24 protein-coding genes are annotated in these 20,207 nt (G+C 71.6%); 13 read left to right on the forward strand and 11 right to left on the reverse strand.

Translation table 11 applies throughout. The features are described from left to right. Positions 1–3: 3 nt before the first annotated feature. The gene (locus tag KXC43_RS19490; protein ID WP_221377517.1) at positions 4–807 is read right to left on the reverse strand and encodes a class I SAM-dependent methyltransferase; all 804 of its coding nucleotides are present in this window, start codon (positions 805–807) and stop codon (positions 4–6) included. 113 nt (positions 808–920) lie between these two features. Then, a complete protein-coding gene (locus KXC43_RS19495) occupies positions 921–1,571 on the reverse strand; it encodes an HAD family hydrolase (RefSeq protein WP_221377518.1) in 651 nt (216 codons plus the stop codon). Positions 1,572–1,593: 22 nt separating this feature from the next. Here KXC43_RS19495 and KXC43_RS19500 point away from each other — a divergent pair, with 22 nt between their 5' ends. After that, entirely contained in the window at positions 1,594–2,376 is a 783-nt protein-coding gene (locus KXC43_RS19500; RefSeq protein ID WP_221377519.1) for a thioesterase family protein, read from the forward strand. Here the strand turns inward: KXC43_RS19500 and KXC43_RS19505 are convergent. The 4 genes from KXC43_RS19505 to KXC43_RS19520 are packed head-to-tail and all read right to left on the reverse strand — an operon-like array spanning position 2,373 to position 4,012. Continuing rightward, positions 2,373–2,723: a nuclear transport factor 2 family protein gene (locus KXC43_RS19505; RefSeq protein WP_221377520.1), complete on the reverse strand. Its 351-nt coding sequence runs from the start codon at positions 2,721–2,723 to the stop codon at positions 2,373–2,375. The two genes, KXC43_RS19500 and KXC43_RS19505, sit on opposite strands and share 4 nt — an antisense overlap. Continuing rightward, the gene (locus tag KXC43_RS19510) at positions 2,720–2,944 is read right to left on the reverse strand and encodes an SRPBCC family protein (RefSeq protein ID WP_255644394.1); all 225 of its coding nucleotides are present in this window, start codon (positions 2,942–2,944) and stop codon (positions 2,720–2,722) included. Before KXC43_RS19510 ends, KXC43_RS19505 begins: the two co-directional genes overlap by 4 nt. Continuing rightward, positions 2,941–3,258, reverse strand: a complete 318-nt coding sequence (locus tag KXC43_RS19515) for an ArsR/SmtB family transcription factor (protein WP_221377521.1) — start codon at positions 3,256–3,258, stop codon at positions 2,941–2,943. Before KXC43_RS19515 ends, KXC43_RS19510 begins: the two co-directional genes overlap by 4 nt. A gap of 10 nt (positions 3,259–3,268) precedes the next feature. Further along, entirely contained in the window at positions 3,269–4,012 is a 744-nt protein-coding gene (locus tag KXC43_RS19520; protein WP_221377522.1) for a class I SAM-dependent methyltransferase, read from the reverse strand. Positions 4,013–4,076: 64 nt separating this feature from the next. Here KXC43_RS19520 and KXC43_RS19525 point away from each other — a divergent pair, with 64 nt between their 5' ends. Then, the gene (locus KXC43_RS19525; RefSeq protein ID WP_221377523.1) at positions 4,077–4,622 is read left to right on the forward strand and encodes a GNAT family N-acetyltransferase; all 546 of its coding nucleotides are present in this window, start codon (positions 4,077–4,079) and stop codon (positions 4,620–4,622) included. 23 nt (positions 4,623–4,645) lie between these two features. Further along, entirely contained in the window at positions 4,646–5,452 is an 807-nt protein-coding gene (locus KXC43_RS19530; protein ID WP_221377524.1) for a transglutaminase-like domain-containing protein, read from the forward strand. A gap of 17 nt (positions 5,453–5,469) precedes the next feature. Here the strand turns inward: KXC43_RS19530 and KXC43_RS19535 are convergent, their stop codons facing one another. After that, positions 5,470–6,228 (reverse strand): class I SAM-dependent methyltransferase, encoded by a 759-nt coding sequence (locus KXC43_RS19535; protein WP_221377525.1) that lies wholly within the window; start codon positions 6,226–6,228, stop codon positions 5,470–5,472. Positions 6,229–6,289: 61 nt separating this feature from the next. Here KXC43_RS19535 and KXC43_RS19540 point away from each other — a divergent pair, with 61 nt between their 5' ends. From KXC43_RS19540 to KXC43_RS19560, 5 genes are read left to right on the forward strand one after another with little or no spacing between them, the layout of a single operon-like run. Beyond that, on the forward strand, positions 6,290–6,904 hold the full coding sequence (locus tag KXC43_RS19540) for a nucleoside/nucleotide kinase family protein (RefSeq protein WP_308129151.1): 615 nt from the start codon (positions 6,290–6,292) through the stop codon (positions 6,902–6,904). Positions 6,905–6,963: 59 nt separating this feature from the next. After that, positions 6,964–7,377 (forward strand): YciI family protein, encoded by a 414-nt coding sequence (locus KXC43_RS19545; protein ID WP_221377527.1) that lies wholly within the window; start codon positions 6,964–6,966, stop codon positions 7,375–7,377. Continuing rightward, positions 7,374–8,561: an RNA polymerase sigma factor gene (locus KXC43_RS19550; protein ID WP_221377528.1), complete on the forward strand. Its 1,188-nt coding sequence runs from the start codon at positions 7,374–7,376 to the stop codon at positions 8,559–8,561. Before KXC43_RS19545 ends, KXC43_RS19550 begins: the two co-directional genes overlap by 4 nt. A gap of 41 nt (positions 8,562–8,602) precedes the next feature. Next, on the forward strand, positions 8,603–9,646 hold the full coding sequence (locus KXC43_RS19555; protein WP_221377529.1) for a MerR family transcriptional regulator: 1,044 nt from the start codon (positions 8,603–8,605) through the stop codon (positions 9,644–9,646). Positions 9,647–9,702: 56 nt separating this feature from the next. After that, positions 9,703–10,557: a dihydrodipicolinate synthase family protein gene (locus KXC43_RS19560; protein WP_221377530.1), complete on the forward strand. Its 855-nt coding sequence runs from the start codon at positions 9,703–9,705 to the stop codon at positions 10,555–10,557. Here KXC43_RS19560 and fabV read toward each other — a convergent pair. From fabV to KXC43_RS19580, 4 genes are read right to left on the reverse strand one after another with little or no spacing between them, the layout of a single operon-like run. Continuing rightward, positions 10,515–11,693, reverse strand: a complete 1,179-nt coding sequence (gene fabV / locus KXC43_RS19565) for an enoyl-[acyl-carrier-protein] reductase FabV (RefSeq protein WP_221377531.1) — start codon at positions 11,691–11,693, stop codon at positions 10,515–10,517. The two genes, KXC43_RS19560 and fabV, sit on opposite strands and share 43 nt — an antisense overlap. Before the next feature lie 10 nt (positions 11,694–11,703). Beyond that, a complete protein-coding gene (locus KXC43_RS19570) occupies positions 11,704–12,246 on the reverse strand; it encodes a dihydrofolate reductase family protein (protein ID WP_221377532.1) in 543 nt (180 codons plus the stop codon). A 42-nt stretch (positions 12,247–12,288) separates the two neighbouring features. Then, positions 12,289–13,401: a hypothetical protein gene (locus KXC43_RS19575; RefSeq protein ID WP_221377533.1), complete on the reverse strand. Its 1,113-nt coding sequence runs from the start codon at positions 13,399–13,401 to the stop codon at positions 12,289–12,291. A 42-nt stretch (positions 13,402–13,443) separates the two neighbouring features. Then, a complete protein-coding gene (locus KXC43_RS19580) occupies positions 13,444–14,538 on the reverse strand; it encodes a hypothetical protein (RefSeq protein ID WP_221377534.1) in 1,095 nt (364 codons plus the stop codon). A 123-nt stretch (positions 14,539–14,661) separates the two neighbouring features. On the opposite strand from KXC43_RS19580, the gene KXC43_RS19585 reads away from it, so the two are divergent. Genes KXC43_RS19585 through KXC43_RS19605 form a run of 5 tightly spaced genes read left to right on the forward strand, consistent with a single transcriptional unit; the run spans position 14,662 to position 20,207 of the window. Beyond that, positions 14,662–15,681 carry a LacI family DNA-binding transcriptional regulator gene (locus KXC43_RS19585; RefSeq protein WP_221377535.1) on the forward strand — a complete coding sequence of 340 codons (1,020 nt, stop codon included), beginning with the start codon at positions 14,662–14,664 and terminating at the stop codon, positions 15,679–15,681. Beyond that, a complete protein-coding gene (locus tag KXC43_RS19590) occupies positions 15,678–16,934 on the forward strand; it encodes a sugar ABC transporter substrate-binding protein (protein ID WP_221377536.1) in 1,257 nt (418 codons plus the stop codon). Before KXC43_RS19585 ends, KXC43_RS19590 begins: the two co-directional genes overlap by 4 nt. Further along, positions 16,931–17,860, forward strand: a complete 930-nt coding sequence (locus KXC43_RS19595) for a carbohydrate ABC transporter permease (protein WP_221377537.1) — start codon at positions 16,931–16,933, stop codon at positions 17,858–17,860. Before KXC43_RS19590 ends, KXC43_RS19595 begins: the two co-directional genes overlap by 4 nt. Beyond that, the gene (locus KXC43_RS19600) at positions 17,853–18,677 is read left to right on the forward strand and encodes a carbohydrate ABC transporter permease (protein WP_221377538.1); all 825 of its coding nucleotides are present in this window, start codon (positions 17,853–17,855) and stop codon (positions 18,675–18,677) included. Before KXC43_RS19595 ends, KXC43_RS19600 begins: the two co-directional genes overlap by 8 nt. Before the next feature lie 12 nt (positions 18,678–18,689). Next, on the forward strand, positions 18,690–20,207 hold the full coding sequence (locus tag KXC43_RS19605; RefSeq protein WP_308129152.1) for a glucoamylase family protein: 1,518 nt from the start codon (positions 18,690–18,692) through the stop codon (positions 20,205–20,207).

Raw genomic sequence — 20,207 nt, forward strand, 5'->3', positions numbered from 1 at the left:
TTCTCACAGCCCCCCGACACTCTCCCGGGCCGCCACCGTCAGCAGATGACTGCTCGCCCCCAGCAGACTCGGCTCGTCCTCGACCTCCCGCAACCTGTCCAGCAGCAACGCCGGATCGTCGAGAAAATCGGCCAGGGCCGCCGGGCTCATCCACAACGGACCCTCCACCGACACCAGCCGCCGCAACACCAGACCCGCCTCCGCCACCTCGACCGGCAACTCCTCCGGCCGGTGGAAATAGGCGCTCGTGAACCAGCGCGGCACGTCACGCGGATTGCCGTGCCGCCCCTCGGCCAGCGTCCGCTCGACCAGCGGACCGAACCCCGGATCCCGGAAGAACCCCTTCACGAACCCGTCGAACAACGACGCGAACCGGCTGATCGTCGCGGCCATCACCAGACCACCCGGCCGCACCACCCGGGCCGCCTCCCGCCACGCCGCCAACCGATCCGGCCGCTCCTGCAGGTGATACAGCGGCCCGAGCAGCAGCACCACATCGGCGCTCGCGTCGGCCGCCGGCAGATCGCGGGCATCACCCACCACGGCCTGCACCCCGGGCAGCTCATCCGAGACCGCTACATGCTCGGGAACCGGGTCGACCACGGTCACCCGATAGCCGGCCTGCGCCAGGGGCGCCGCGTACACACCCGTCGCGCCGCCCACATCGAGCACCTCGGCCGGAGCGGGCGGCAGCGTGCGGGTCAGCACGTCCCACGTACGCAGGAACTCGAGCCGCCCGGCGCCGGCGCTCAGCCGGCCCCGTTCGCCTCCGCGCCGGTAGTACTCCAGAACCTCAGGTCTCAGCATGCTGCCGATCGTCCGGCCTCTCGGCAAGCCGAGCAAAGGGTTTTGGCCGGTGTTGCGGGCGGCCCGAAGGGTCGTCCGTCCTGCGTGCTGTTGATCTCTGCGTCTAAGCCATCCTAGGATGATAGGAGTGACAAGGACGGCACCGTACGCATCGGGTTCAGGCCGTCAGGCAGCTCGCGGCCGGTGCGGTTGACGAAGATCGCGGGGATGCCGAGTCCGGCCGCGCCCAGCAGGTCGGAAGCGGGTGAATCGCCGATGTGGACCACGTCGGCCGGCGCCTCGCCCAGCAGGCGCAGCGCCATCTCGAACGGTTCGGGGCGGGGCTTGTAGGCGCGGGCGTCCTCGCTGGTGACCACGTGGTCGACGGTGATGCCGAGCCGGTGCAGGATGCCGTCGAGGTGGTCGCGGTCGGCGTCGGAGACCAGGCAGACGGGCACGTCGAGCGCGTCCAGGAACGGCCGTGCGTCCGGGAACAGTGCGGGCGACGGGTCCTGGGCCGCACGGCACAGGGCGAGGGCATCCACCCGTACGCCGAAATGAGTGGCCGCCGCGGCCAGACTGCCCGCGTTGAGGTCGGCAAGGGTACGGAAGCCGTCGCCGTACGCGGTGTCGGCCATCGCCCAGAGCCGCTTCTCCCACTCCCGGGTGACCTCGGCTGCGGTCACACCGGCCCGAGCGGCCACCTCGGCGGCGATGGCGGCCGCGCCCGCACCGTCGTCGCGCACGAGGGTGCCGAACACATCCAACAAGATCGCTTTGCGCACCGCCCGATCGTAGAGTGGCCCGATGAAGAGCTTCGACGAGGCGACCGCCGTCGACCAGGATCTGCGAGCCGACCTCGATGCCCAGTGGGCGGTCGGCGACAAGCTGCACGGCGGCTACCTCATGGCTGTCCTCGGCCGGGCGGTGGCGGCCGTCGCCCCGCTCCCCCACCTGGTGGCGATGACGACGACCTTCCTGCGCCCACCGGCGCCGGGGCCGGCCCACGTCGAGGTCGAAACCCTTCGCGCCGGGCGTACGGCGGGACAGTATCGGGCCCGGCTCGTGCAGGACGGGGAGCCGTGCGCGGAAGCGCTGGTCACGCAGGGCATGCTCGACGCGGCGGAACCGTTCTGGAGCCGCGCCGAAGCGCCCGACCTGCCGGCCGAACAGGACTGCTTCCTCCTGCCCGCGAACGCGCCCGGCTCGCCGTTCCCGGTGCCCCTGCTCGACGTGGTGGAACACCGGCACGACCCGGCCGTGCTGGGCTTCGCGGCCGGGCAGCCGTCGCGCGACGGGCGGGTCGCGGGCTGGCTGCGGCTGGCCGACGGCGCCGACTGGGATCCGCTGAGCCTGCTGATCGCCATCGACCCGGCCCCGCCGGTGTCGCTCACCCTGGGCGTGACCGGCTGGGCGCCGACGCTCAGCCTGACCGCGTACGTGCGGCGGCTGCCCGTGCCCGGGCCGGTGCGTGTCGTCATGCACTCCAACGAGATCACCTCGGGGCGCATGGACGAGATCGTCGAGGTCTGGGACGACGGCGACAACCTGGTGGCGCAGGGCATCCAGCTGGCCGCCGTACGGGTCTAGCCGAGCGGGACCAGGTAGGAGTCCACCCGGGCGATCAGGCCGTCCCGGAACGTGAAGAGATCGTTGAAGGCGAAGCGGAAGGGACCGTGGTCGACGGTCGTGCCCCGCCCCTCACCGGTCGTGATGACGGTGGCGCCGTCCTCGTAGACGCGCTGCACGTCGAGGGTCGGGCTGCCGGTGAAGGCCGGGTTCTCGATCTCGCCGTCGAAGTCACGCTTGCCGTGGGTGGTGCGGTGGCCGTGGATGACCCACTCGACGTCCTCGGTGAGGGTGGCCAGGATCCGGGCGTGGTCGCTGGTGCGGAAGCCGTCGAAGTACTGGGCGACCAGGTCGCGCTGTGCGGTCATCGTGTCTCCATCAGGTGGGTGGCCAAGGCGTCGAGGATGCCGGCCAGGCCGTCGGCGGCCTGGGTGGTGCGCAGTTCGGGAGGCAGCCGCTTCTGGTGGACGGTGAGATCGGTGCCACCGGGGGCCGGGCGCAGGGTCACGGTCGTGCGCAGGCCGGTGCACGGCTCGTCGAAGACCAGTTCGTGCGGCGTGAGCTCGTCACCGTGCAGGCGGGCCGTCACTGGGCCTCGAGATGCCGGGTCAGGACGTCGAGCCGGTCGTCCCAGACCCGCCGCTGCTCGTCGATCCAGCCGCCGACCAGCGCCAGCTGATCGGCCCGCAGGCGGCAGGGGCGGCGAGTGCCCTCGCGGCGCTGCTCGACCAGGCCGCAGCGGCGCAGCACGCCGACGTGGTGCGAGATGGCCTGCTGGGTCAGGGCGAAGGGCTCGGCCAGCTCGCCCACCGTGGCTTCCCCCCGGGCGAGCCGGCTGACCAGGGCCCGGCGCACGGGATCGGACAGGGCGGCGAACGAGGCGTCCAGCTCGGAAGTGGGCATGCACCGCACTCTAATACAAACGGTTGTTTGTGCAAGCGGCTGCTTGTGCGACGAGGATGATCTCGGGCGTGATCGCCGCCTCCGGCTTTCCGTCCCAATCTCCGTACGAGAAGGAGAGCCGGAAGCCGACCGCCTCGAGTGACCGGCGCAGGGTCTCCGCGTCGCGGAAGGCGAGGACGTCGCGGGTCGACGTCTGCTCGCCGGTGCGCACGTTGCGGGTGAACGTGTCGTAGGCGACCAGCGGCAGCGTGACCTCGGCCGTCTCGTGCCAGAACTCGACCGGACCGTCCGGGGTGTCCACGGTGCGCAGGGTCGCCTCCCGGGTCCAGCGCTCCCAGGCGCGGGCCGACGGGTTGCGAGACTCGAAGGCCAGCGTGCCGCCGGGAACGAGCGCCCGGTGCAGGTCGTGCAGCGTGCGCTCCCAGGACGCGTCGTCGCGGAACACCTGAGCCACGTGCCCCGACATGACCGCGAAGCTCGCCGCGCCCGGGTCGGCGCAGTCGCTGTGGCCGAGCCGCCAGTCGACGAGCTCGGCCCCCGGACGGCGACGGGCCACCCGCAGCATCTCGGGGTCGGGGTCGACGGCCACCACGGACAGGCCGCGCCGGGCCAGCAACCGCGCCAGCGTGCCGGTGCCGCAGCCCAGGTCGAGAACGCTGGTGGCGCCGAGCCGGGCGGCCAGGGCGGCGTAGAAGCGGTGGTCGTGGTCGGCCGGGTTGAGTTCGTCGTACGCGGCGGCGAAGTCGAGAGCCATGCGTGCAGTGAGCCCGTCGTGAGCCGGACACGCAACGCGATTACGCGCGATAGGCTGCGACCCTGTGATCACTGTTGCCGGGCCGGACGACCGCCGGGGCGTCCTGGAGGCTCTCGTCGCCGCGTTCGTGAAAGATCCCGCACTGCGCCACGTCTTCCCCGACGACGACACGTACCCCCGGTACGCCGAGGCGTTCTTCGGCGCGTGCTTCGACAAACGCGTCGGCCACCGCTCCATCTGGACGATCCAGGGCGGCGCCGCCACCGCCATCTGGGAGCCGCCCGGTGTCACCCATGCCGGTGACACTCTCGAGTCGGTGCTCCCGGCCGACGCGCTGGAGCGGGTCCGCGCGTACGACGAGGCGGTACACGCCGCCCTGCCGAGCGAGCCGTTCTGGTATCTGGGCGTGCTCGGCACCCACCCCGACCACACCGGACGCCGCTGGGCCCAGGCCGTCATGCACGCGGGTCTCGACCGGGCCGCCGCCGACGGCCTGCCCGCCGTGCTGGAGACCAGCAACCCCGCCAACGTCGACTTCTACCGCCAAGCCGGCTGGCAGGTGACCGGCGAGATCGAGACCCCGCTCCCCACCTGGATCATGCACCGCTGACGAATTTTGTACCCTCCCACCGTATGAAGGAGATAGCCGAGTTCTATCGGCAGCCGAGCGCGACTTCCGGCCTCGGGCGTCACCTGGACCAGGCGCCCGGCCCTCCGACCGGCCCGGAGGCACTCAGCGCAGTCGTGCGAGGTCTGCTGATCCACAACTACACAGCCGAGATTCAGGGCCTGCGATTCTCGGCCGAGCGCATGGCGCAGAAGGAGACCGTCGGCGCCGAAGCGATCCTGGACAACGTGGTCGGCATCGACGCGGCGCCCTTGAATCGCGAGCGGCCCGCCGAGCAGCGAATGTTCGGCTTCTGCTACCACTTCGCGCTGCTGCACTGCGCCTTGCTGCGGGCAATGGGAACGCCGGCCCGCATCCGATGCGGCTTCGCCGGCTACTTCGCGGCGCAAAGCTGGATCGACCACTGGGTGGTCGAGTACTGGGACGGTTCCCGCTGGATTCTCACCGACCCCCAGACCGGGCGCAGCAACCTGACGGGCGACGACTTCCAGGACGGCGTCACCGCCTGGAACCTGTGTCGCGATGGCGCTTCCCAGCCGGCCGCGTACGGCAACGGAGAACTGTGGGGCTGGGACGAGCTGCGGGGCAGCCTGATCAACGACGTCGCCGCCCTGAACAAGGTGGAGGTCGCCGGCTGGTATTGGTGCGACCGCCTCCAGGTGGAGCCTCTCGATCAACCGCACGACGAGCTCGACCAATCACTGGACGTCCTCGCCGGGCTGGCGGCCGCCGCGGAGGCGGTCGACGAGATCACGAGGTGCTTCGACCTGTATCCGGAGTTCAAGCCGCCGGCCGACGCCGCCGCGCGTTGAGGCCCAGGGCCGGCTGTTCATGCGGGCTTCGTCAGCACGTAGATGCGCGGGGTCAGTTTGCCCAGCATGCGGTAGACGTGCCACAGGCAGTCACCGAGGGCTATGTCGTACGTGGCCCGGCCGAACCGCTGCACGTAGTGCTCCGGGGCGCGGAGCAGGCGGGCGGCGTGCAGCAGCTTACGGCCGGGGGCGTTGACGCTGTGTTCCTCGGCGTATTCGCCCCACTCGCTGGTGGGCTCGATGCGCTGGTCGACGCTCAGCCCGGCCGCAGCGATCGCCGCCTCGGTGGTCGCCGGGTCGGCGTTGGCGGGCGCCACGCCCATCGTCGGGAAGAGCCATTCGGCCTCGGCCGGGGCCAGCAGCGCAGTGCCGTACATCTGGTAGACGACGGCCCGGCCGCCGGGGCGCAGGACCCGGCGGAACTCGGCGTAGGCCCGGTCGAGCGGGGTGACGTGGACGAGCACGTCGCGGCACCAGATCAGATCGACCGACCCGGAGGCGACCGGCAACTCCGTCGCCCGGCCCGCCGCGTGCACACCGGGCGCCGCGACCGGGTCGATACCGGTCACCCTGAAGCCGAAGCGGGCTGCCAGCCGGGTGGTGTGGGCGCCGTCGCCGCAGCCGACGTCAAGCGCCCGCGCGCCGGGCGGCAGACTGAGCGCGGCCACCAGGTCGTACAGCAGGTCGGGGCCGCGTGGTGTGAGGCTCTCGTCCAGGGCCGCCTGCACGTCGGCCTCGACCGCGGGGTAGTGGCGGTAGAAGATGTCCAGGTCCATGACCGGTCACGGTGCCAGGAGGCCGCCGATTTCTGCCACGGTTATTCGCATCGCCGGGCTGGTGCCACGGGGAGCGGCCCGGGTCGCCGTCGACGGGGTGGACGGGGTCGGGAAGACCACGTTCGCCGCCGAGTTGGCCGGGGCGCTGCGGGCCGGCGGCCGGGAGGTCGTCCAGGTGTCGGCCGACGACTTCCATCAGCCGCGTGCCGTGCGGCATCGGCGGGGACGGCAGTCGGCCGAGGGCTTCTGGCTGGACAGTTACGATTATCCCGCTCTGCGGCGCAATGTGCTGGAGCCGCTCGGGCCCGGGGGTGATCGCCGCTTTCGGCGGCGCGTGCACGATCTTCGTACGGACGCGGCTCTGGATCTGGAGTGGGAGACCGCGCCGGACGACGCCGTGCTGATTGTGGACGGGCTGTTCCTGCACCGGGACGAGTTGCGCGGGTGCTGGGAGTTCACGATCTTCCTGGACGCGCCGTTCGAGGTCACCGTGCCGCGGATGGCCGCGCGGGACGGCTCGCACCCCGATCCGGGCCATCCGAGCCTGGCCCGTTACGTCGGCGGGCAGCGGTTGTATTTCGCGGCCTGCCGACCGCAGGACCGGGCCGATGCGCTGATCGACCACTCGGATCCGGGCGCCCCGAGAATTCTTCGGCCCGGCGAGGCGGTGAGGTAGAAATCCGTCGGGCGGCTCCGTTCAACCGGTGACAGCACGAACGAGGACGGGAGACAGCAATGCCGAGGTACCTGCTCATCGTGGACCACCGGCCCGGGGCGGTCGAGACTCCGATGGACGAGTGGAAGCCGGACGACGTCAAGGCCCACATGGACTACTACGGGGCGCTGCGCGAGGAGCTGCTCGACAGCGGGGAGCTGGTCGACCAGCACGCGCTGACCGGGCCCGAGTTCGCCAAGGAGGTCGTCAGCGACGGCGGCGCGCCGGTGGTCACCGACGGCGTCTTCCCGGAGTCGAAGGAGATGCTGGCCGGCTTCCAGCTCGTCGAGGTGGCCGACGAGCAGCGCGCCTTCGAGATCGCCGCCCGCATCTCGGCCGTGCCGGGGCCGGGCGGGGTGCCGCTGCGGCAGCCCATCGGCGTACGGCGGGTGATGGAGGCCGCCGACTTCGAGGCCCTCGGGTCCGAGCGGTGATCGACCTGCTGCGCGAGCTGGCGCCGCAGGTCGTCGGCGTGCTCACCCACCGGTTCGGCGACTTCGAGTCGGCCGAGGACGCGGTGCAGGAGGCCCTGCTGGCGGCGGCCACCCGCTGGCCGGTGGACGGGATGCCGGCGAACCCGCGCGGCTGGCTGATTCAGACGGCGCAGCGCAAGATGCTCGACCAGCTGCGCGGCGACCAGGCCCGGCGCCGACGCGAGGTTCTCGCGGAACGCCGGGGACCGGCCGGGCCTGCTGTGGACCGCGACGACACGCTCGATGTGCTGTTCCTGTGCTGCCATCCGGCCCTGAGCGACACGTCGGCCGTCGCGCTGACGCTGCGGGCGGTGGGCGGGCTGAGCACCGGGGAGATCGCGCGCGCGTTCTTCGTGCCGGAGAAGACCATGGGTCAGCGGATCAGCCGGGCCAAGCAGCAGATCCGCGCGTCGGGCGCGCCGTTCGGCGGGGAGCCGCGGCTGGGAGCGGCCCTGCGCGTCCTCTACCTGATCTTCAACGAGGGGTACGCGAGCAGCGCCGGGACGACCGTGCACCGGGTCGAGCTCGCGGCGGAGGCGATCCGGCTGGCCCGTCTGGTGCACGAGCGGCTGCCGGAGGACGGCGAGGTGGCCGGCCTGCTCGCGTTGATGCTGCTCACCGACGCGCGGCGGGGCGCTCGCACGGGGCCGGCGGGCGATCTGGTGCCGCTGGCCGAACAGGACCGGACGCTGTGGGACGCCGGCCGGATCAAGGAGGGCACGGCCGTCCTGGACGCGGCGTTCCGGCGCGGCCGGGTCGGCGAATATCAGCTGCAGGCGGCGATCGCGGCGCTGCACGACCGGGCCGCCTCGGTCGACGCCACGGACTGGCCGCAGATCGCCGCCCTGTACGGGATCCTGGAACGGATCACGGGCAGCCCGGTGGTGGCGCTGAACCGGGCGATCGCGGTGGCCATGGTCGACGGGCCGGCGGCCGGGCTCGCCCTGGTCGACACCGTTTCCTTGACAGAGCACCATCGGGTCGCGGCGACCCGCGGTCACCTGCTCGAGCTGGCCGGCGACCCCGCGGGGGCGGTGGCGCAGTACCGGCTGGCCGCGGCGGCGACGGCCAGCGAACCCGAGAAGCGGTACCTGACGATCCGGGCCGCGACCTTGACCTTGACCCTCGGGCAAGGCCCAGGGTGAGTCGTGCCGGTCGTGGTGACCGGCACGAGGAGGATGTCGCTGTGGGGCTGCTGACGATCGGGGCGTTCGCCCGCGCGGTGGGGCTGACGCCCAAGGCGCTGCGGCTCTACGACGAGCTCGGTGTGCTGGCGCCGGCCGCGGTCGACGCCGAGTCGGGCTACCGGTTCTACGACCCGTCGCAGGCGGCGCACGCCCGGCTGGTCGCGCAGCTGCGCGAGATCGGGATGCCGCTGGCCGAGATCCGGGAGGTGTGCGCGCTGCCCCCGGGGGCGGCCGCGGACGCCGTCGCCGGGTTCTGGCAGCAGGTCAGCGCCGACACGGCGGCCCGCGCCCGGCTGACGTCCGCCCTCGTCGAGCATCTGTCGGGGAAGGACACCACCATGAGCGACTACCGTTTCGCCGCGGGCACCGACCCGGGCGTCGGGCGCGACACCAACGAGGACCAGGCGTACGCGGGTGAGCACCTGGTCGCCGTGGCCGACGGCACGCGGGGACCGTTCGGGGCGGCCGCCGCGGCGGCGGCGATCGAGGCGCTGAAGCCGTTGGAGCTGACGGCCGGCCCGGGCACGGAGCTGCTGACGGCGCTGGCCTCGGCAGTCACGGCGGCCGACCGTACGGTGCGGGGCCTGAGCCCGGACGACGAGCCGGTGACCACGCTGACGGCGTTGCTGCGGCGCGGGTCGCAACTCGCGCTCGTGCACATCGGCGACACCCGGGCCTACCTGCTGCGCAACGGCGAACTGTCGTTGCTGACCCAGGATCACACGTGGGTGCAGACGCAGGTCGACCAGGGCAAACTGACCGCGTCGGAGGCAGCCGGGCATCCGCAGCGGGCGCTGCTCGTGCGGGCGCTGGGCTGGGGCGAGGGCGTCGAGGCCGACCTGGCCCTGCGGACGGCCCTGCCCGGCGACCGATACCTGCTCTGCTCGGACGGGCTGTCGACGGTCGTGCCCCGGGACACGCTGCGGGCGGTGCTCACCTCGGCGCAATCACCGGACGAGGCTGTTCAACAGTTGATCGCCGCCGCCCGCGAGGGCGGGGCGCCGGACAACATCGCGTGCGCCGCTTACTTCAGCGCTGCTTAAGTGTCGACGAGCAGAATTAAATAGACCTTACGCGTACGCGTTGAGACCGTGACCGCATGACTCTGAGCGGCCTCTACGTCCCGTTGATCACCCCGTTCGCCCCGGACGGCACTGTCGACCTGCCCGCGCTGGAGCGCCTGGCCGCTGACGTGCTCGACGCCGGGGCGAGCGGCGTGGTCGCGCTCGGCACCACCGGCGAGCCGTCGTCGTTGACCCCCGCCGAGCGCGCTTCCGTCCTCACCGTCCTCACCGGCGTCTGCCGCGACGCCCAGCTGATAGTGGGCGCCAACGACGCCGCCGGGCTGCGCGCGGTGCCCGCGTCGGCCACGGCCGCGCTGACTCTCGTGCCCCCGTTCGTCAGGCCCGGCGCCGACGGGGTGGTCGCCCATCTGACGGCCCTGGCCGCCGAAAGCCCGGTGCCGCTGGTGATCTACCACGTCCCGTACCGCACGGCCCAGCCCCTGCCGGCCGACGCCATCCGCCGCCTGGCCGCCATCCCGGGCGTGGCCGGCATGAAGCTGGCCGTCGGCGGCATCGACGCCGACACGATCGCCCTGATGGCCGACCCACCCGCCGGCTTCGCGATCCTCGGCGGCGACGACGCCTTCATCTCCCCCCTGCTGGCGCTGGGCGCCCACGGCGGCATCGTCGCCTCGGCCCACCTCGCCACCGCCGCATACGCCGCACTGACGCACGCCTGGGAACCCACCCTCGGCCACCGCCTGGCCCGGCTGTCGGCAGCCCTGTTCGCCGAGCCCAACCCCACGGTCATCAAGGGCGTCCTGTACGCACAGGGCCGCATCGCCACCCCGGACGTCCGCCTCCCCCTGCTCCCCGCCGGACCGGAGTCCGTACGGGCCGCGCTGGATCAGGCGGGCCAGGGCTGGTCGGTCTCGACCGGGGCGGTGTAGTCGACGCCCGGGACGTCGAAGCCGTACAGGGACCGGAACTGGCGGCGGAACCAGGCGATGTCGGCCACCTCGTCCACCGTGGCCGGAGTGACGGCGGCCCAGCGCCGGGCCACCTCCGCCTGCACCGCCGGGTCGAGCTCCCAGCGGTCCAGGCGGATCCGGCCCTCGTCGTCGAGATCCAGCGGCGCCGCGCCGGTCAGCTGGTCCCAGAGCTGCACCGACTGCTCCAGCGGGGACTGCATCCGGTCGCCCAGCACGCTGCGCAGCAGGCTGACGTAGAGGGCGATCCCGGGGATGGCCGTCGACGCCTGGGTGACAGCCGCGCCGTTGACCGACGTGAACGCCCGGCCACCGACCGGCGTCAACCGCTCCGTGAGGGCGGCCGCGGTGTTCTCCAGGTCGACCTTGGCGGCCCCGATCGTGCCGTCACGGTAGATGGCCGACGTCAGCTTCGACCCGATGTAGGACAGGGCCACGGTGGTGAACCCGTCGCGCAGCAGATCACGTGAGGCCAGCGCCTCGACCCACCACGACCAGTCCTCGCCGCCCATCACCTTGACCGTGGCCGCCGCCTCGTCCTCGGTGGCGGGCGCGGCGGTCACCTCCCGCAGTTCGGGGCGGCCGTCGCGATCGAAGCCCAGCGTCCGGGTGGTGTGCTCGGCGCCCAGCGGCTTGATGACCGACTGGTGGGTGGTGCCGCTGCGGGGGTCGGTGCGCCGGGGCGCGGCGACGCTGTAGACCAGGACGTCGAGGCCGCCGAACCGGTCGGCGATCAGGTCGAGCGCCTGCTGCTTGGTGGTGTCGGCGAAGGCGTCGGCGTTGAGGAAGGTGAACGCCGGCGACAGCTTCGCGGTGGCGATCGTGCGGTACCAGCCGGCGGTTGCCGTGCGGCGGCCCGGCGGCTGTTCGAACGCGATCCCGATGCCCTCGATGCCGTGGCGGGTCAGGCCGGCCACGGTGGCCGCCAGTCCGTACCCAGCGCTCGAGCCGATCACCAGAGCGGTCGGCTTCCTGCCCGGCGCCCGGGCCTCGCCGAGCTGCTCCCGCATGTCGGCGACCGTGCGGAAGCAGCCGGCGGGGTGCGAGTCGACCAGCAGGAAGCCCAGACCGGCGGGGCTGACGATGCGTTCGGACACGGGCGGCCTCTCAGCGGGGAACGCGGTACCAGACGGAGGGGATCGGTCCCGGCGTCGACGAGATCTCTTCCAGGGGCACGGCCCGGCCGCCGGGGTGGCGGAACAGCGGGGTGCCGTCACCCAGCAGGACGGGAGCGACGAACACGAGGATCTCGTCGAGCAGGCCGGCGGCCAGGCACTGGGCGGCCACGTCGGCGCCCAGGACGTTGACGTAGCGGTCGCCGGCGGCGGCCCGGGCCGCGGTCACCGCCTCGTGCAGGTCGGTGACGAACGTGGTGCCGGGGACGGGGCTGTCCGGCGGGTTGTGGGTCAGCACGAACTGCGGGCCCGACCACAGGCCGCCGAAGGCTCCCTCCTGGTCGGTGCCCTCGTTCGGGTCGTTGCCGAAGAACGTGCGGGCGCCGGTCAGCAGGGAGCCGATCTGCTGCCACAGGCCGTCGGCGACCGTGTGCGGGCCGGTGTCGGGCAGCTCGGCCATCCAGGTCATGTCGCCGTCGGGGCCGGCGATGAAGCCGTCCAGGGACATCGTCGCGGAGTACAGGAGTTTCGCCATGGTTGTTGAGACGGTCGCGGCGCCGGAAACTGATCGGCCGGGTCAGGAGCGGCGGCGCCGGCCCAGCAGCACAGCGCCCGCTCCCACGACGAGCAGGAGCACGCCGCCGAGCAGCAACGGCATCGTGGCCGCGCCGGTGATCGGCAGGCCGCCGCCACCGCCGCCGTCACCGGGCGCGGGCGCCGCGGTGCCGCCCGTCGAGGACGGGGACGGCGACGGCGACGGGGTGGGCGACGGCGACGCGGGCGGGGCGAGGCCGGTCAGGTCGGCCACATAGCTGGTCTTGTCGTTGTCCGGGTTGATCGTGTTCACGAACCATTCGCTGCCGGCGAAGTTGGACGGCGAGTCGTAGACGTACAGCTCGACCGGGACCTTCGTGCCGCGCCACTTGGAGTTCGCGGCGATCGGGACCGTGCGCTTGATCTCGGTCTCCTGCCCGGGGGCGAGCGCCTGCCGCACCGTGCACTGGTTCTTGCCGGCGGTGAACCGGCAGGACGCGCCCTGCCCCACGCCGGTGCCGTGCCAGTTCGTCACCGGGAACGTCTCGTGATAGGTGAACTTCGTCGTCGTCTGCGGGCCGTAGTTGTGCAGCACGACGGTGTAGGTGACCGCCTCCTCGGCGACCGCCAGATCCTTCACCGCGATGCCCATGTCGGCCGACCCGGCCACGGTGATCTCCCAGCTGCGGGTGTTGTCGTTGGGCCAGTCCTCCTGGCCGCCTTCGACGTCGAACGTCAGCTTGAAGGGCAGCTTCGTGCCGATCGGCGTGTCCGGGCCGACCCGGAGCTCGATCGGGAAGGCGAGCGACGTGAACATGCTGCCGGCCGGCGGCTGCTGGGTGGACGTGCAGGTCAGGACGCCTTCCGCCAGGTCGCAGGGACCGGACGACTCGCCCTCGCCGGGGGCGTACGTGACACCGGCCGGGATGGTGAGCTTGACGGCGAGGCGGGACGGATCGATCGGCAGGGTGTCCCCGCCCGTGGTCGAGGCGTCGGCGCGCAGCGTCAGCTTCCACACGTAGCCCTGCGGGAACTCGGCCGGTGCGACGATCTCACGCACGCCGGAGTGGACGGGCTCGGCCTGGGCGGGGGTGGCGGCGACACCCGCGAGAACGACGGCGAAGCCGAGCACGGTGGCGATGCGGCGGAGGATCACCGCCGGAGGTTAGCAGGGCTCAACGCCGTACGGTGCCCCGGATCAGATCCTGCGACGGCGACCCGTCATCAGGGCGAACGCCCCGGTCGTCAGCAGCGCCAACCCGGCCAGCGCGACCGCCGCGGCCGGCGCGCCGGTGATCGGCAGGCCGCCCCCGCCGCCGGGCGCCGGGGCGGCAGTGCCACCGGACGCCGCCGGGGAAGGCGGGGACGGCGGCGAGGGTGCGGGCGACGGATCCGGCGACAGCGCGGTCAGGTCGATCGTGAGGCTCGCCTTGTCGTTCGTGGCGTCGAACGTGGGGTGGATCCAGACCGAGCCGACGAAGTTGGACGGCGAGTCGAAGACGTGGAGGGCGAGCTTCACCGTCGTGCCCCGCAGCGGCGAGTTCGCGGGGATCGGCACGGTCCACCGGACTTCGTAGTCGTCGCCGGGCGCGAGCGGGTCGCGGACGGTGCACTGGTTCTTGTCCGACGTGTTCCGGCAGGTCAGACCCGGCTTCGTGCTGGCGCCCCGGCCCGGCCAGCGCGGCCCGTAGGTGTGGGTCTCGTGGAAGGTGAACCTGCCGGTCGTCATCGGGCCGTTGTTGCGCACGACCACGGTGTACGCCACGGCGTCGGCGCCGACTTCCAGGTCCTTCACCGACAGGCCGAGGTCGGCCCCGGCCGCGACCCGGCTCTGCCGGGTGATCGTGATCGGGCTGTTGGGCAGACCGTCGGCCGAGACCACCAGCCGGAACGGCAGCACGGCGCCGACCGGGGTGCCGTCCGCGACGCGCAGCTTGACCGACCACGGGAAGAGCCAGGGCTCGGTGGGGCTGACCCTGGTCGCCCGGCAGGTGAGATCGACGCCGTCCTGGACGCACGGGCCGGCCTCCTCGCGGCCCTCGAGCGCGCCGGGGCCGTCGTAGCTGACGCTCGGCGGCAGGGTCAGCACGGCCTTCAGCAGGGACGCGTCGGCCTCGCCGCCGATGAACTGCGCGCCGAACCCCTGCTGATAGGAGTAGCCGGCCGCCATCTCGGGGGTGAAGGTGCCCGCGTAGGCGGACAGCTCGACAGCCGCGGCACGGGCGGGGGTCATGGCTGCGCCCACGAGGGCAAGCGCGATGCCGAGGGAGCAGACGAGCCGGCGCAGGATCACGGCCGCACGGTAGCAACTGCGACGGTCCCGCCACGCACTCATCCGATTTGGCGCTAATTCCGGATGGTGAAGCGGGTGCGCTCCCAAGTTTCGGGGTCATGACAGCGGCGTTACGTTCCGGCAATGGCGATGAAAGCGCTTTCAAAGGCGACCATCTATCAGGTGGCCCAGCTCGCGGATGTCTCCATCGCCACTGTCTCGCGGGCTCTGCGCGACTCCGATCTGGTCACGGCCGAGACGCGGGAGCGGGTGCGGAGCGCCGCCCGCGAGCTGAACTTCACCCCCAGCCGGCCGGCACGTTCGCTGGCCGAGGGGCGCCACGCGGCCAACGGCATCGTCTTCCCCGACCTGATCGGTCCCTACTACGCCGAGGTGGTGCTGGGGTACGAGGCGACCGCGGCCGCCTCGGGCAGCAGCGTGCTGATCCTGGCCACCAACGGGCGGCCGGACGCGGCGGCCGCCGTTCGTGAGCTGGCCGGGCGGGTCGACGGGCTCACCGTGATGGGCCGCACCGTCGACGACGAGGTGGTGGCCGGGATCGCGAGCACCGGACTGCCCGTCGTGCTGCTGGCGCGCGACCCGGTCGACGGCGTGGACACCGTGCGGGCCGGCAACTCCGGCACGGCGCGGGCGCTGGCCGAGCACCTGGTCGGGCATGGGCACCGCACGCTCACGTTCCTGGGCGACCCGGACGAGTCGCCCGACGTCGCCGGCCGGTACGCCGGTGTGCGGGCCGGGTCGAAGGGGGCGCGTCTGACCCTCGTACGCGGGAAGGGTCTTGACCTTGATTCGGGCCGGCGCGCCGCCGAGCAGCTGCTGACCCGCGCGAAGCCGGACGCCGTGATCTGCGCGAACGACGAGGTCGCGCTGGGAGTGCTGCTCGCCGCGAGCGAACAGGGCCTGCGCGTGCCCGAGGACCTGGCCGTGACCGGCTGGGACGACCTGCTCGCGGCCCGGTTCGCCGGACTGACCACCGTGCGGCAGCCGATGCGCGAGCTCGGCGCGACCGCGGCCCGCTGGCTGAACCGGCGGATCGACGAGAACAGCTCAGAACAGAACAGGACAGCCGCCCGCCGCCGGATCCTGGCCACCGAGCTGGTGATCCGGCAGAGCTGCGGCGTGCACGAGGAGGTGCGTTCATGAGACAGCGATGGCTGGCCGTGGCAGCGTCCGCGGCCCTGATGGTGAGTGTGACCGCGGGATGCGGCCGCGACGACAGCGGCGGCGGCGAGACCGCCAAGGCCGTGGAGGAGGGCAAGGCCACCGGCGAGATAACCGTGTGGGCGATGGGCACCGAGGGCGAGAAACTCGGCGAGTTCGCCAAGGCGTTCACCGCCGAGAACCCGGAGGCCAAGGTCAATGTGACCGCGGTGCCGTGGGACTCGGCGCAGCAGAAGATCTCGAGCGCGATCGCGGCCGGGCAGACCCCGGACGTGTCGATGATCGGCACGACCATGCAGGGCGAGTTCGCCAAGACCGGCGCGCTCGACCCCACCCCGGCTGACCTGTTCCAGAAGGACGCCTTCTTCCCGGGCGCGTGGGACACCACGGTCGTCGACGACACGCCGTACGGCATTCCCTGGTACGTCGAGACGCGCGGCATCTTCTACCGGACCGACCTGGCCCGGAAGGCCGGCTTCCCGGACGGCCCGACGACGTGGGAGGACCTGACGGCGTTCGCGAAGGCGTTGCAGGACAAGGCCGGCGCCAAGTGGGGCATCAGCCTGCAGCCCGGCAAGACCGGCAGCTGGCAGTCGATCCTGCCGTTCGGCTGGTCCAACGGCGCTTCCATCGAGGCCGACGGTAAATGGACGTTCGACACGCCGCAGATGGCCGAGGCGCTGACGTACTACCAGTCGTTCTTCAAGGACAAGCTGTCCCCGGCCGACCTGCCGCAGGGCGCGCTCGAGCCGGCCTTCGTCAAGGGTGAGATCGGCGCGTTCATGTCCGGCCCGTGGCACGTGGGCATCCTCAACGAGCAGGGCGCCAAGGGGAAGTTCGCGGTCGCGCCCATGCCCACCAAGCAGTCGTCGACCTCGTTCATCGGCGGCAGCAACCTGGCCGTCTTCAAGGACGCCAAGAACCGGGACGCCGCCTGGAAGTTCCTGGCCTGGCTGAGCAAGCCCGACGTCCAGGTGAAGTGGTACCAGGCGGTCAGCGACCTGCCCGCCGTCCAATCGGCCTGGGACGACCCGGCGCTGTCGGCCGACCCGATGCTCAAGGTGTTCGGGACGCAACTGGAGTCGGCCAAGGCGCCACCGTCCTTCCCGACCTGGACCCAGCTCGCCGCGACGTTCGACGTCGAGGCCGAGAAGGTGTGCGTCGCCGGGGCCGACCCCGCGGCCGCGCTGAAGGCGGTGCAGAGCCAGGCCGAATCCATCGGCACCGGCTCGTGACCGCGGTCCTGACGCGGCCCGCTGAGGCGGGCCGCGTCGCCCCGGCCGGTAAACGGCGCCGGAAGTGGGTCGGCTGGTCCTTCGCGGCCCCGTTCACCGTGCTGTTCCTGGTGTTCGCGCTGCTGCCGGTCATCGCCTCGCTGGTGATGAGCGTGACCGACATGCGGGCCACGGACCTGCGGACGCCGCTGTCGGTGAACTTCGTCGGCCTCGACAACTACACGAGGCTGTTCTCCGACGACCTGTTCGTCCGCTCGGCGATCAACACGCTCGTCTTCGTGGGTCTGGGCGTGCCGCTGACCATCGTGGCCGCCATGGCCGCCGCCAACGGGCTCAATTCGGGCCTGATCCGGTTCCGCGCGCTGTTCCGCGTCGGGTTCTACCTGCCCGTGGTCACCAGCATCGTGGCCATCGCGGTGATCTGGCGGTTCCTGCTCGACCCCGAGGCAGGCCTGGTCAACAACCTGCTCGCCCAGGTCGGGATCACGGGGCCGAACTGGCTCGGGGACACCAGCACGTCGCTGGGCTCGATCATCGTGATGGCCGCGTGGCGCAACTTCGGCTCGCTCATGGTGATCTTTCTGGCGGCGCTGCAGGGCATTCCCACCGATCTGTACGAGGCCGCGCGGCTCGACGGCGCGGGCCGGTGGCAGCAGTTCCGGCGGATCACGCTGCCGCTGATGCGCCCGGCCCTGCTGTTCGGCGCGGTCATCACCGGCATCGGCTACCTGCAACTGTTCGAGGAGCCGCTGGTGATGACCCAGGGCGGGCCGCTCAGCTCGACGTTGTCGGTCAGCTACCACATCTACAACCAGTTCGGGTTCGGCAACTACGGCTACGCCGCGGCGGCCTCGTACGTGTTGTTCGTGGCCGTCGTCGCCCTGTCCGTGCTGCAGTTCCGGCTGCTGGGGAGCCGTGATGACTAGAGACCGCGTCGCCAAGCTCTCGCTGTACGCCATCCTGGTCGCCGGGCTGCTGGTGGTGGTCGGGCCGTTCCTGTGGATGCTGCTGTCGTCGTTCAAGACCGAGGCCGAGATCCGCTCGGTGCCGCCGACCTGGTGGCCGTCCACCTGGTCGCTCGGCAACTACCGTGACCTGTTCGACCGGCTCGACTTCCCGCAGTACTTCGCCAACTCGGCGATCGTGGCCGTGCTGGTGACGCTGGGGAACCTGCTGTTCTGCTCGCTGCTCGGGTACGCCCTGGCCAAGCTCGACTTCCCCGGGCGCAAGGCGCTGTTCCTGGTCGTGCTGGGCATGCTCATGGTGCCGGGCATGGTGACCTTCGTGCCGCAGTTCGTGCTCGTGTCCAACATGGGACTGGCCAACTCGTACGCGGGCCTGGTGCTGCCGTTCCTGGCCGGGCCGTTCGGCGTGTTCCTGATGCGCCAGTTCCTGCTGGCCGTCCCGGACGACCTGATCGAGGCGGCCCGGGTCGACGGGGCCGGCGAGTGGCGGATCTTCTGGCGGGTCGTGCTGCCGCTGTGCAAACCGGCCCTGGCCACCCTGGGCATCCTGACGTTCCTCAGCTCGTGGAACAACTTCCTGTGGCCGCTCGTGGTGGCCACGACCGACGACAAGTACACGCTGCCGGTGGCCCTCGCGCTCTACGCCATCGGGCAGAACCGCATCTACTACGGCCTGCTGCTCGCGGGCGCGGTCGTGGTCGTGCTGCCCGTCCTGATCGTCTTCCTGGCGCTGCAACGGCACTTCATGCGCGGCATCGCCACCACCGGACTCAAATAGAAGGAGCACTCGGTGAGACGCCTACTCGTGCCAGTCCTCGCACTAGTGATGATCTTGAGCGGTGCCCAGGTGGCGCAGGCCGCGCCCGATCCACTACGCGCCTACGCCAAGGACACCTGGAAGTCGCTGGTCGCCATGACCGATCCGGCCACCGGCCTGGTCGCCGACAACATTCCAGGCGACTTGTCCGCGCCGGATGCCTACACCTCGCCGACCAACATCGGCGGTTACCTCTGGTCGGCTCTGGTGGCGCGGGAACTGGGCCTGATCTCGCCGCGGGAAGCCACGCAGCGGGTTGATCGCACGCTGACCACGCTTGCTTCGCTGCGCCACCACGACAGATCGGGCATGTTCTATAACTGGTACAACCCACACACCGGAGACGTGCTGACGGTGCTGCCGGACGGCACCGCGGTGACGCCCTTCCTGTCCAGCGTCGACAACGGGTGGCTGGCCGCGGCGCTGCAGGTCGTGCAGGGTGGATTCCCGTCGCTGCGGGGCAAGGCGGCGCGGGTGCTCGACCGGATGGACTTCGGCTTCTCCTTCAACCCGGCGGCGACGTCCCCGATCGGCACGCGCGGGCTGATCCGCGGCGGCTTCTGGGACACCCAGCCGCCCGGGTGCTCGGTGGCTTCTCCGGCCGACGGCGTCTGGTTCACCTGCAACCACTACGACATCACCGTGACCGAGCCGCGGATGGCGACCTATCTGGGCATCGGCTCGGGGCAGATACCGGCCACCGCGTACTTCGACACCATGCGCACCCTGCCCGACAGCTGCGACTACTCGTGGCAGGAGATGCAGCCGCAGGGCTTCACCACCACCCACCTGGGCCGGCAGGTCTACGAGGGCTCGTACCGCTACCGGGGCATCACGTTCGTGCCGTCGTGGGGCGGCGACATGTTCGAGGCGCTGATGCCCGACCTGTTCGTGCCCGAGGCGGCGTGGGGTCCGCGCAGCTGGGGCCGCAACCACCGGGCGACGGTGGCGGCGCAGATCGAGCACGGGCTGAATGACGCCCGGTACGGCTACTGGGGGTTCTCGCCGGCGTCGAACCCGTTCGGTGGGTACGGGGTGTACGGCGTGGACGCCATGGGCATGGACACCGACGGCTACCCGTCCGATGTCGAGGGCGGCAGGTACGACGCCGGCTTCGGTGACTGCCGTCCGGCCGGGCCACCCGCCGTCTACGGCGACGGTGTGGTCACGCCGCACGCGGCCTTCCTGGCTCTGCCGTACGCGCCCGGGCCCGTCCGGGCCAACCTGGCCAAGATGAAGAGCAACCTCGGTGCGTACGGGCCGGGTGGGTTCTACGACGCGGTCGCCGTGCGCTCGGGCACCGTCGCCCAGCGGTATCTCTCCCTCGATCAATCGATGATCATGGGTGCGTTGGGTAACCACCTGGCCAAGGACGTCATCAAGAAGGCGTTCGTGACGCCGCGGTTCGAACGGGCCGTGAGGCCGCTGCTCGCCCGCGAGACGTTCAACGTGCCGGCCGGGCAGAGGCTGCCGCAACTGGGAGGTCGATGA

Origin of the sequence: Paractinoplanes polyasparticus, assembly GCF_019710575.1 — a bacterium.
In the GTDB taxonomy this organism is placed as follows: Bacteria; Actinomycetota; Actinomycetes; order Mycobacteriales; family Micromonosporaceae; genus Actinoplanes; species Actinoplanes polyasparticus.